The 11,599-nt window shown below is 34.3% G+C and carries 7 protein-coding genes; all 7 read left to right on the top strand.

Features of this window, described 5'->3' with window-relative positions; genetic code table 11:
* Window positions 1-110 precede the first annotated feature (110 nt).
* Window positions 111-1,331, top strand: a complete 1,221-nt coding sequence (locus CLU82_RS04480) for an IS4 family transposase (protein WP_100841957.1) — start codon at window positions 111-113, stop codon at window positions 1,329-1,331.
* 63 nt (window positions 1,332-1,394) lie between these two features.
* Entirely contained in the window at window positions 1,395-2,870 is a 1,476-nt protein-coding gene (locus tag CLU82_RS04475) for a glycosyltransferase family 39 protein (protein ID WP_232735212.1), read from the top strand.
* Between the two features lie 354 nt (window positions 2,871-3,224).
* Window positions 3,225-4,742, top strand: coding sequence for a nitrate/nitrite transporter (locus CLU82_RS04470; RefSeq protein WP_100841956.1), 1,518 nt, complete (start codon window positions 3,225-3,227; stop codon window positions 4,740-4,742).
* Between the two features lie 765 nt (window positions 4,743-5,507).
* Window positions 5,508-7,100, top strand: coding sequence for a NarK/NasA family nitrate transporter (locus CLU82_RS04465; RefSeq protein ID WP_100841955.1), 1,593 nt, complete (start codon window positions 5,508-5,510; stop codon window positions 7,098-7,100).
* A gap of 395 nt (window positions 7,101-7,495) precedes the next feature.
* Window positions 7,496-8,545: an MFS transporter gene (locus CLU82_RS04460; protein ID WP_100841954.1), complete on the top strand. Its 1,050-nt coding sequence runs from the start codon at window positions 7,496-7,498 to the stop codon at window positions 8,543-8,545.
* A gap of 250 nt (window positions 8,546-8,795) precedes the next feature.
* Window positions 8,796-11,012, top strand: a complete 2,217-nt coding sequence (locus tag CLU82_RS04455; protein WP_100841953.1) for a molybdopterin oxidoreductase family protein — start codon at window positions 8,796-8,798, stop codon at window positions 11,010-11,012.
* A 16-nt stretch (window positions 11,013-11,028) separates the two neighbouring features.
* Window positions 11,029-11,598, top strand: a complete 570-nt coding sequence (locus CLU82_RS04450) for a 4Fe-4S dicluster domain-containing protein (RefSeq protein ID WP_100841952.1) — start codon at window positions 11,029-11,031, stop codon at window positions 11,596-11,598.
* The last annotated feature ends 1 nt before the right edge of the window (window position 11,599 follow it).

The following is an 11,599-nucleotide window of genomic DNA, read 5'->3' as shown; positions in this document are numbered from 1 at the left end:
TCGGAAGAAAATCTTCCGACTTTTTTTGTTTTTAATTATTTATTTAACGAGATTTTTCTTGTTTATAGTATTGATTTTACGTATATTTATTACTGGTAAATCAGTAATCTATGGCAAATTTTAAAGACCACAAAGTATCCGTTAAAGAGTTATTAGGCTTCATTCCAGAGGCTCTCTTATCCCATCTTTCCACCAGTACTAAAGTAGATCATTATTCAAAAGTTCTTCATGGCAAAAAAGTATTTTATCTGCTTTTATATTCTATAATGGATAACGAAAAGCTCAGCCAACGAACATTGGAAGACACCTTTAACTATTCAGGTTTTAAATCTATATTTAACTTGGATGAATCAGAAACTATCCGAAGAAGTTCAATTTCAGAGAGACTCTCGAAGATTGATGCGAGTTATTTCAAAGAAATTTTTGAATGTATGTATGATCGTTTTTCTGAGAGTTACAATCAGTTAGAAAGAGGCAAGTATAATTTAATTCGGGTAGATAGTACCATTGTTGCAGAAGCTGCTGGAAAACTCAAAGAAGGTATTGATCAAAAAAGCGGTAAAAAACTTATAAAATATAGTGTTTCCTTTGACGGAATTCTTCCTTCTGGTGTTGAGATATTTAATGCTCAAAGATATTCAGCAGAAGATAATGCTCTTCCCGAAGCTATTTTAAATCAAGTAAAAAAAGATACTGAACATAGCAATATTTACATTATCGACAGAGGTATTCAATCCACCCGAACTATGAAAGACTTTGATAAAAAGAATATCAAATTTGTTATCAGGTCTAAGGAAAACCGAAAACATCAAGAAATACGGTCTTTGATTCTGGAAAATCAGGATTTAGATATTGGAGAAAATATCTTAATTCAAGACAGTATTGTCAACCTTTACACAGGTGTTCCAATAAAAAACAAGCGAGGGAACACACATCATCGCCAAGAAAAAGTCGATAATCAATTCAGGCTAGTGGTTGTGAAAAACAAACAAAATCCCGAAAAAGTTTTTTGGTTTATTACTAATGATTTTCAACTTACTGCTAAAGAAGTTGCTGATTATTACAGGAAAAGATGGGATATTGAAGTTTTTTTTAGATTTATCAAACAAGAACTCAATTTTAGTCATCTTGTTTCACTCAGCAAAAATGGAATAGAAGTAATGGTTTATATGACTTTAATTGTAGCAATGCTTATCCTTATATATAAAAAAGCAAATAATATTGGTTATAAAACCGCTAAAAGAAGATTTGTTTTGGAACTTAGAGAACTTATTACTGCAATAATGATAACGTTGGCAGGTGGAGATCCTTCAAAAGTCTTTAAAACATAAGTGGCCGGAATTTCTTCCGACCACTACTACCTATTACTCGGCTTTATTATTTTCAAATTTGTTTTGCAATATTCATTAATAAGTTCAGATTACGATCTACAGCGTGATGAATATTTACATTTAGATCAAGGGCATCATTTGGCTTGGGGATATTTATCGGTTCCGCCATTTACATCTTGGATTTCGTATATTATTTTACTTTTAGGAAATTCGGTTTTTTGGATAAAATTCTTTCCGGCCTTATTTGGTGCATTGACAATCGTTGTTGTATGGAAAGCCATTGAAGAATTAAAAGGAAATTTGTTTGCCTTGGTTTTGGGAGCGACTTGTATTTTGTTTTCATCACTTTTGCGATTAAATACTTTATATCAGCCCAATTCTTTTGATGTTTTGTGTTGGACAACTTTGTATTTTATCTTAATCAAATACATTAATTCGGAAAATACAAAATGGCTTTTGATTGGGGCAATTGTATTTGCTTTCGGTTTTTTAAATAAATACAATATCGTTTTTTTAATCATTGGATTATTTCCAGCATTATTAGTAACGAAACAACGTAAAATATTTGCTGAGCCAAAATTGTATTTGGCACTTATTTTTGGATTGTTACTCATTTCACCTAATCTTTTTTGGCAATTCCAAAACAACTTTCCAGTGATTCATCATTTAAAAGAACTGGCCGACACACAACTAGTTCACGTCGATAGATTGGATTTTTTAAAATCGCAATTATCTTTTTTTATAGGTTCTTTATTGGTGATTATTTCTGCATTATTTGCCTTATTGTTTTATAAACCATTTGAGAAATATAAACCGTTATTTTGGTCTTTACTTTTTACACTGGCCGTTTTTATGTATTTCAAAGCCAAAGATTATTATGCAATTGGATTGTATCCTATTTATATTGCTTTTGGTTCAGTGTATCTTTCTGAACAATTAAAGGAAGGCTGGAAGAGATATTTAGCTCCAGTTTTTATCGTAATTCCTTTGTTGATTTTTATCCCAATGTACAAAATTGATTTTCCAAATAAAAGTCCTGAATATATTGTGAGTCATGCCGCAGAATTTCAAAAATTCGGAATGCATCGTTGGGAAGATGGAAAGGAACATATATTGCAACAAGATTTTGCTGATATGGTTGGATGGAAACAATTGGCTGTAAAAGTAGATTCAGTTTGTGCCACAATGCCGGATATGGAGTATACTTTAATTCTTTGTGATAATTATGGACAAGCTGGTGCTATCAATTTTTACAGTACTAACAAAAAAGTTACTGCTCATTCTTTTAATGCCGATTATATCAATTGGCTTCCTTTAGATATGAAAATTAAAGATGTCATTTTAGTCAAAGAAGATGATGACGAAGATCCAGAACGAAAAGTTGAAAAACCTTTATTTGATACTGTTTATTTGGCTGGAAAGCGAATTAATAAATATGCAAGAGAACCTGAAATCTTTATTTATGTATTAAAAGGTGCCAAAGTTGATGTCAACAAAAGGATAAAAGAAGAAATGGACAGAAAGAAAAATTATGACTAAACTAATTTCTTTTTTTTCTGTGTATAAAATTTAATCTTCAAAACCCGACAGTTTTTAAAGCTGTCGGGGTTTTGTTTAAATACCAATAATTAATTTTTTATTCTCTCAATAAATTCAGTCAGAAACGGGCTTTCTCTGGAAATTTTTTGGAAAGGATAACAGAGTATACTTTCTTAAATGAATATATAATCTCTCCTTTATTAGGGACCAATATTTGAATAAAATTATAACATTATTTAATATTATTGTTTATAAGTAAAAATACTTAAGTAGTTTTTCTTAGTTTTGTCTTATGAACCGAATTTAGTCTTTAAATTTGTCATTGATAAAGAGAGATTCTATTAAATTTATTTTATGAGCAACTTAGCACAATCCCACAGAATATTATTTTTAAACACGCTTGCTTTTACAGTATGTTTTGGCAGTTGGACTATCAATGGAGTTTTGGTTACTTTCTTAGTAGATCAGGGAATTTTTAATTGGAGTGTCGTTAAAATAGGATGGCTTTTAGGGATTCCAGTGCTTACTGGTTCCATTATGCGATTACCGATGGGAATTTTAACAGATAAATTTGGAGGCCGAATTGTATTTTCTGCCTTGCTGATTTTAGCTTCGATTCCTTTATTTTTATTGCCATTGGCTACCAATTTCTGGATGTTTGCATTGTTGAGTTTTGCTTTTGGAATGGTAGGAACTGGATTTGCAGTAGGGGTAGCATATACTTCGCTTTGGTATCCAAAAGAATGGCAAGGCCGTGCATTAGGTATTTTTGGGATGGGAAATGCAGGGGCTTCAATCACACCTTTTTTTGGGCCTAGTTTATTGAAATATTTTTCAGAGTCTGATCCAGTAAATGGATGGAAATATTTACCCGTAATTTATGGTACTGTGTTATTGATTATGGGAATTACTTTTATTCTTTTTTCAAAAACTAAAAAAATAGCAACTCCACCTAAGACAGCTAAAGAATTTTTACAGCCACTTAAAGAAGCACGTGTATGGCGTTTCGGAACCTATTATTTTTTATTATTTGGTTCTTTCGTATCCTTTTCTCAGTGGTTATTGCCAAATTTTATGAATGTATACCAAACCACTTTAATTTTAGGGGGATTGTTTACAACCTGCTTTAGTTTACCAGGGGGGGTAATTCGAGCATTTGGAGGCTATTTATCTGATAAATTTGGTGCCCGAAAAGTAATGTATTGGGTTTTGAGCAGTTCTGTGATTTTAAGTTTTTTATTGTTGTTCCCAAAAATGGATATCAATACTTCAGGTGCTGGTTTAATGGCAGGAAAAGCAGGAATCGTGACTCAAATTACTCCATCCAAAATTGTTATTGATGGAAAAGAATATAAAGTAAATGATAAAGGCAGTAATGGAGAGCCTAGTAAATATTTCCCCTCTAAAAACACTTGGCAAGAAGTAGTTGTTACAGAAAATCAAAAAGTGCAGAAAAAAGAATTGATTGCCAGTGGAATTACACAAATTCATTTTGATGCAAATATGTGGGTGTATCTGGTCTTAGTAATTTTGATAGGAGCTTGTTGGGGAATTGGAGCCGCTGCCGTTTATAAACACATCCCTGAATATTTCCCAAACCAAGTGGGTGTTATTGGAGGGATGGTAGGAATGATTGGTGGTTTAGGAGGTTTTATAGGCCCAATCGTTTTTGGATATTTACTTTCTTCTACTGGTTTCTGGACAAGTTCGTGGCTGTTTATTTTTGTATTGTCATTAGTTTGTTTGATTTGGATGCATCGTATCATTGGAAAAATGTCAAGAGAAAAATTACCCGAAATGGCTCAGGATATGGATAGGAAGCATAAAAAGAAAAAGAAGGAAGACTCTTTGGTTGCTGATTGTCTTGTTTAATTATTTTCTTTGAGTTTTTCATTCTTAAAAGCATTTAGAGATGGATTTCTTTTTTACTACAGAAAAGGAAACGTTTTTTTTCGTTAATAATACGAATCATTACTTGAGATTTTGACTAATGCATATTTAGCTGTAAATCCTAATAGATTTTTAAAATCTGTTAGGTATGTTTTTGCTTATCAATATCTGGTTTTATCCTATCATTAGCAAAATATTAGCTATTATACAGCGTTTATTTTGTATTACTTCAAGCATAATTTAATTACGGGCATTGGGAACTTCAATAAACCAGATGACTCTACAAAAAAATCTTAATTTAATTTTTCATAATAAGGGTTAAAATAGTAGCACAGCTATTATTTAAAGAGCTGTAAATACTTGACTGTTTGTCTTATTTAATTTATTTTTCTTCAGCTGATAAATATCATATTTTAACTTTTCTATACCTATTAATTTTACAATTGTAAATTAAGGACTTTTTTATCTTTTTTATTTAAAAATGAGATAATTAGAAGCTAAGAATAACGATTCGGATGTGCAGTTTGTTTCCTTACACAAAATTGATTTATAGCATTTTAGTGTATTGTGATTATCAAAGATTTCTATTGGATTGAGTGTTTCTTAAAAAATGATTCTTTTGCTGCTTGGTCGATGCGTACTGTTATTTGCGAAACTAATAGGTCTTTATGTATTTGTGTTGGGATGATTAGCAAATACTTGGATTAAAACTTAGGAATAGATTAATGTAAATAAAAAATAAAAAATATGAAAACTTGGCTAGACAAATGGGAACCTGAAGATGAAAATTTTTGGAAAAATACAGGTAGTAAAATTGCGTGGAGAACTTTAATAATTACAACTTTGTCATTAATAATGTCTTTTGGTTCGTGGTTTATGATGAGTGTAATAGCAGTGAAATTGCCAGGTCTTGGTTTTCCATTTTCTAAGGATCAGCTTTTTTGGCTGGTTGCCATTCCTGGATTAGCTGCAGGATTTTTAAGAATTATACACACCTTTATTCTGCCTATTTTCGGGACAAGGCATGTAGTAACCGTGGCAACTTTACTTAAATTAATTCCAGCGATTGGAGTTGGATTTGCGGTAATGGATACCAATACTCCTTTTTGGGTCTTTGTTCTTTTGGCATTTGCCACAGGTTTTGGTGGTGGAGATTTTTCATCCTTTATGCCTAGCACAAGTTTGTTTTTTCCAAAAAGGCTGAAAGGAACAGCATTGGGAATTCAAGCAGGAATTGGGAATTTTGGTGTTAGTTTAGCTCAATTTGTTACGCCGCTTATTTTGAGTGTTAGTATCTACGGTGCTTCATCGGTATTTACAAGTATCGATGCAAAAGAAACACAGAATGTTTTTATAGACTCAACAATTGGAAAACAAAAAGAAGTTTTTGCAGCTTTGGATACCAAAGCACAAAATAATATTTTGGCCAATGTAAAAAAACCGGTGTTAGATTCGGTTATTGCGGCAACGGGCTCGAATGAAAATGTCGAAATTTTTGCAGCATTGCCACAGAAAGTGAAATCAAAAGCGATTGCTAACGCTAATCCAAAATTGGCCGAAAAAATAATAAACAAAATTAGTCCAGACAATGAGGCGGTTAAAAATATAAACATCTATATTCAATCGGCTGCATTTTGGTATTCCGGATTTCTTTTAGGCTTGGCACTTATCAGTTGGTTCTTTTTAAAAAGTATTCCGATGCAGGCTTCGATAAAAGAACAAATGGATATTTTTAAAAACAAGCACACTTGGTTTTGTACCATTACTTATGTGATGACTTTTGGGACATTTGCAGGTTTGTCGGCTGCGTTTCCATTAATGATTAAATATTTATATGGTGATTTTCCAAATGCGCCGGATCCATTGGTGTATGCTTTCTACGGTCCATTGATTGGCTCTGCTAGTAGAGTTGCTTTTGGTTTTGTGGCTGATAAAATAGGGGGAGCTATATTAACTACCATCACTGGATTCGGAATTTTAACTGGTGCTGTTATATTGATTACGCAAGGTTTGGTTTCTCCAACGAGTATGGATCAATTTCCATTGTTTGTTGGGGTGATTTTGTCAATGTTTTTCTTTACAGGCGTTGGAAATGCAGGTACATTTAGACAGTTTCCAATCATTTTTTCCGAAAACCAGCGTCAGGCTGCTGGTGTGATTGGCTGGACAGCTGCGATTGCTGCTTTTGGACCTTTTATTTTTTCAATATTAATTGGAAATAATATTTCGGCAAATGGAACTGTAAATCAATTTTTTATAGGATTGATTCTTTTCACTATATTAGCTACTACTGTCAATTGGTGGTTTTATAATCGTAAAGGATGTGAGAAACCGAGTTAAGCTAACTTCTGTAAATATGGAGATAGAGCATATTAATATTATATGATTGTCTGCTATGCGGACTTAATAAAAAAATAGGCCACGGATTATACGGATTAAACTGATTGGCGCGGATTTTTATAGTTACTTTTAAATTCGATCTGTGAGAATCTGTTTAATCCGTGTTATCTGTGTGCCATTTTCTATAATTAGTATTAGAAAAGGATAGTCATATAATATTTTATAATGTAACATATTTTTATCCATTTGTGTTTACAAAATTACTTAAGTATTTTTACTTAGTGTTTCTTTTGCTAATTTTACAATAAAATAAAACGGTTTTTAAATTAAACTTGAGTTCGTTTTAACCTGCTTTAAACTTGAACTTATGATTTATAAGAAAAATGCATTTAAGTATGAAAAACAAAACATATAACACCAAAGCTTTACTGATTGCAACCGGGCTTTCGATTTTTATGGTTGCTCTTGTCTTTTTTGGTTCCAGAAAACTACAAAATTTTGATGCGGCACTGGTGACTTATTTATTTGGGACGGTGTTCGCTTTTTTTGGAATTATATATCGCTATACGGTTTGGTTGCAAAGACCACCTACTTGGATTTATTTCAAACGTGGGATTACGTATTTGATAACAGGAAAGGTGTTTTCGCATTTTTGGTTTGCTACTAAGGAATCTGTAGAGAATATTGCTTTTCAAAAGTTTATTTATCCAAGGGGGAAATACCGTTGGATGGCACATTTTATGATCGCTGTAGGTTGTACTTCTGCATTTTTAATTACGATACCACTAACTTTTGGTTGGATTAACTTTGCGATGGCTCCAAATTCAATTTCGGTGTACGAAGCGTATTTTTTTGGATTTAAAGTAATGGATTTTAATTTGGATTCGATTACCGCATTTTTGACTTTTCACGCTTTGAATTGGTCTTCGTACTTGGTTATTTTTGGTTCTCTTTATTATTTGAGAAGACGTTTGACGAATCCTGGATTAATTGCCACTCAGTCTTTTGAAGGCGATTTGCTACCGTTAATTTTATTGATTGCCATTTCGGTAACAGGATTGGGATTGACGTATTCCTATCAGTTTATGAAAGGATTTGCATTTGATTTCTTGGCTGTTTTACACGCGGTTACAGTGATAATGTTTTTGATTTGGATTCCGTTTGGAAAGTTTTTTCATATAATTCAGCGCCCTGCTCAAATTGGGGCACATATTTACAACAAGCAAGGTAGGAAGTTGGGAATGGCAGTTTGCCCGCATACAGGCGAGGAGTTTGCTACCAAACTGCATATTCAGGATTTGAAAACCGTAACGGAGCAATTGGGTTTTGATTTTACGCATGAAGACGGTACATCTCATTTAGATTTGAGTCCAGAAGGTAAAAGATCTCGATTGGCACAAGCACATTTGAAAGCCAGGCTAGAAGGCGGGAATTTATTTGGATAAATATTGAAAGATGTTATAAATACTATCGTTTCATTTATAGATAAAGGTTGTTAGGACTGCGTGAGGGATAGAAAGAAGCTACCGAAGTAGCCTGAATAGCCCGACAGCATCCTGATAAAAGGGCGTATAACCACAAAGAGAATTAGCCCTTTTATCAGGATGGTGGCACGCCCAGAGAATGAATTTCAGATTGCAGAATTCAGATTTTAGATAATGATTTTAAAAAACAGTTAACTGTAAAAAAATAAAAATGGCGAAATTACCAGTTAAAGAAGAGAATATAGTAAAACATTTTGGACCTACGCTTAATTATGCGCCTAAGGACGGATATGTGGGCAGGGATGAGCCAGATGAGGCTGTGAAAACGCATTGTTGTTTTTGCGGAATGCAATGTGGAATTCAATTATTGGTGAAAGAAAATAAAGTAGTGGGGTTTGAACCTTGGATGGAATTTCCTTTTAATGAGGGAAGATTATGTCCAAAAGGAGTACAGCGCTATTTGCAAAATAATCATCCAGACCGATTGTTGTCGCCTTTGAAAAGAGTGGAAGGACAAGGTTTTGTGCCTTTGGATTGGGACGATGCAATGAGTAAAACGGTTTCGGAAATTCAACGTATTCAAGAGAAGTATGGGAACGATGCATTCTCTATGTTATCGGGTGTTTCGCTGACTAATGAAAAAAGTTATTTGGTTGGGAAGTTTGCTCGTGTGGCTTTGAAAACTAAAAATCTGGATTACAACGGACGTTTGTGTATGGTGAGTGCTGGTGCTGGAAACAAAAAAGCATTTGGATTGGACCGGGCTTCGAATAATTATTCGGATTTAGAGTATGCGGAAGTGATAATTGTTGCGGGTGCTAATATTAGTGAGACATTTCCAACTTTGACACACTGGATTTGGAAAGCTCGTGATCGTGGTGCCAAAATTATTGTAATAGATCCAAGAATGATTCCGTTGGCAAGAACTGCGGATATTCATCTTGATGTTCGCCCAGGAACGGATTCGGCTTTGTATGGAGCCATGCTGAAATATTTGGTGGATCACGATATGCTGGATCATGATTTTATAGATAATTATACTTCAGGTTTTCAAGAAACGATTGATGCTGTAAAGGATTATACTCTAGAATGGGCTGAGGAAATAACTGGAATTGATAAAAATAAAATTCGCGAAGCCGCTGAGTTATGGGGTAAAGCTAAAACGAGTTTCTTACTTCACGCTCGTGGAATCGAACACCACTCAAAAGGTGTAGATAATGTTTTGGGCTGTATCAATTTAGTATTGGCAACAGGAAGAATTGGAAGGCCATATTGTGGTTACGGAACAATTACTGGTCAAGGAAATGGTCAAGGAGGCAGAGAACATGGTCATAAATGTGATCAATTACCTGGAAACAGAGATATAGAGAATCCTGAACACCGTAAGTATATTTCGGAAGTTTGGGGTATAGACGAAAAAGATATGCCTGGAAAAGGACTTTCGGCTTATGAAATTATCGAAGCTATTCATCGTGGTGAAATTAAAGGATTGATTTCGATTTGTTTTAATCCGTTGGTTTCTTTACCAAATAGTAATTACGTTCGCGAAGCTTTAGAGAAATTGGAGTATTATGTGTGTATTGACTTTTTCCTGAATGAAACGGCGCGCCACGCCGATATAATTCTTGCTGGTTCTTTGCAGGAAGAGGAAGAGGGTACAACTACATCTGCAGAGGGAAGAGTGATTCGTATTCGTCAAGCGGTTACGCCTCCAGGTAATGCTAGAACAGATACTTCTATCATTTTGGAATTAGCGAAACGTTTGGGGGTAAAAGATAAATTTACCTATGAAAATAGTGAAGCTATTTTTAATGAATTGCGGGTAGCATCCAAAGGTGGAACGGCCGATTATTACGGAATTACATATAAAAGAATTGAAGATGAAATGGGTGTTTTTTGGCCTTGTCCAGAAATAGGTCATCCGGGAACACCACGATTGTGGGAAGACAAAAAGTTTAAAACTCCTGATGGAAAAGCACATTTTAATCCTGCTCCGTACAAACTACCTGGTGAAGTAACTGATGAAGATTTTCCTGTGATTTTGACGACAGGTCGTGTGGTGTCTCAGTATTTAAGCGGAACACAAACTCGTCGTATTGGTAAATTGGTAGATCAATTTCCAGAACCATTATTGGAAATTCATCCCAAAATGGCGCAACAATATGGGATTAAGCAAAGAGAATTAGTAAAAGTTTCTACCCGACGCGGGGAAGGAATTTTTCCTGCGAATATAGTAGAAACGATTCGGGAGGATACTGTTTTTATTCCATATCATTGGTCTGGTAAAAAATCGGCGAATCAATTAACACCTGGAACATTAGATCCGATTTCGAAAATTCCTGAATTTAAAGTGTGTGCCTGCCACTTGGAACCGCTCAAAGAGATTGCGGCACCATCTAAAGAATCAACGGCATATGCAAGCGTTTAATCTATAAAAAAGAAAGATGAATTATACGAGTTTCAATAAAAACGAGGAATTTTTTGTAGATATGCAGCGTTGTATTGGCTGTAAAGCCTGTGAATTGGCTTGCGCCGAATGTGAAACGAACGGCCAGGAATCTTTAATTCACGTTAATTATGTGGATAGAGCTGCAACTGTGCAAACCACAGTTCAGGTTTGTATGCATTGTGATGACCCTGTATGCGCGAATGTATGTCCTGCCGATGCGATATCCAAAGATGAAAACGGAATTGTACATACTGCAAATACAGAAAGATGTATTGGTTGCTCTAATTGTGTGATGGCTTGCCCTTTTGGTGTGCCTAAAAAAGAAGAATCCTATGATTTGATGATGAAGTGCACGATGTGTTATGACCGAACTAGTATTGGTAAAAAACCAATGTGCGCTACGGTTTGTCCAAGTGGCGCTTTGTTTTTTGGAACAAGAACTGAAATTGAAGAAATGCGTCCAAACAGTACACCAGTCAATAGTTTTATTTTTGGTAAAGAAATCGTCAATACCAAAGTGAATATTATGATGCCGAAAGGAAGTACTGAGTTGATAATATATTAAA

The organism is Flavobacterium sp. 5, from assembly GCF_002813295.1.
Classification (GTDB): domain Bacteria; phylum Bacteroidota; class Bacteroidia; order Flavobacteriales; family Flavobacteriaceae; genus Flavobacterium.
Note: the sequence above shows the minus strand (reverse complement) of the source record. Positions and strands in the feature narration are given on the sequence as shown.

Bases quoted from the DNA above. Each gene is read 5' to 3' on its own strand.
- CLU82_RS04460 (WP_100841954.1), top strand. From the start codon at position 7,496: ATGAAAAACAAAACATATAACACCAAAGCTTTACTGATTGCAACCGGG.
- CLU82_RS04450 (WP_100841952.1), top strand. From the start codon at position 11,029: ATGAATTATACGAGTTTCAATAAAAACGAGGAATTTTTTGTAGATATG.
- CLU82_RS04480 (WP_100841957.1), top strand. From the start codon at position 111: ATGGCAAATTTTAAAGACCACAAAGTATCCGTTAAAGAGTTATTAGGC.
- CLU82_RS04465 (WP_100841955.1), top strand. From the start codon at position 5,508: ATGAAAACTTGGCTAGACAAATGGGAACCTGAAGATGAAAATTTTTGG.
- CLU82_RS04455 (WP_100841953.1), top strand. From the start codon at position 8,796: ATGGCGAAATTACCAGTTAAAGAAGAGAATATAGTAAAACATTTTGGA.
- CLU82_RS04470 (WP_100841956.1), top strand. From the start codon at position 3,225: ATGAGCAACTTAGCACAATCCCACAGAATATTATTTTTAAACACGCTT.